Annotated in this window: 1 protein-coding gene and 1 pseudogene; one reads left to right on the plus strand and one right to left on the minus strand. The window is 59.9% G+C overall.

What is annotated here, in order from left to right:
• Window positions 1-648, plus strand: a 648-nt coding sequence (locus A5708_RS20730) for a class I SAM-dependent methyltransferase (protein WP_065030424.1), incomplete at its 5' end; no start/stop codon positions are given.
• Window positions 649-664: 16 nt separating this feature from the next.
• Here A5708_RS20730 and A5708_RS26975 read toward each other — a convergent pair.
• Window positions 665-771, minus strand: a pseudogene (locus A5708_RS26975) (class I SAM-dependent methyltransferase); the annotation flags it as partial.

Consider the following 771-nt stretch of genomic DNA (forward strand, 5'->3'; position numbering starts at 1 on the left):
TGCGGCTGGGGCGGTGCCCTGAAGCGCGCTGTCGAGAAGTACGACGTCAACGTCATCGGAATTACCCTGAGCCGCAACCAGTTCGAGTACAGCAAGAAGAAGCTCGCCGGATTGCCGACGGACCGCAACATCGAGGTGCGCCTGCAGGGCTGGGAAGAGTTCGAAGACAAGGTCGACCGGATCGTCTCCATCGGCGCCTTCGAGGCATTCAAGATGGAGCGCTATTCCGCATTTTTCGAACGCGCCTACGAGATTCTTCCCGATGACGGCCGGATGCTTTTGCACACCATCGTTCGGCCGTCGTTCAAGGAGGCCCGGGCCAAGGGCATGACGCTGACCCGTGAGATCGTGCAGTTTTCGCAATTCATCCTGTCCGAGATCTTCCCCGGCGGCTGGCTGCCGACGCCCCAGACCGTTGGCGAGTACGGGGTCACGGTGGGCTTCGAGTTGACCCGCGTTCAATCGCTGCAGCTGCACTACGCCAGGACACTGGACCTGTGGGCCGAGGCCCTCGAGGCGAATCGCGAGCAGGCCCTGGCCGTTCAGTCCCAAGAGGTTTACGACCGTTACATGAAGTACCTCACCGGTTGCGCGAAGCTGTTCCGCGACGGCTACACCGACGTCAATCAATTCACGCTGGAGAAGTAACCGGCTCGCTTTTGGCCTACTTCACCATCGTGAATTGCCCCACATTGCTGATGCCCTTGCGGAAGAAGTTCTCGCACCCCGTCAGATAGTGCATGTAACGGTCGTAGACCTCTTGGGACCATC

The organism is Mycobacterium colombiense (genome assembly GCF_001672755.1).
GTDB lineage: Bacteria > Actinomycetota > Actinomycetes > Mycobacteriales > Mycobacteriaceae > Mycobacterium > Mycobacterium colombiense_C.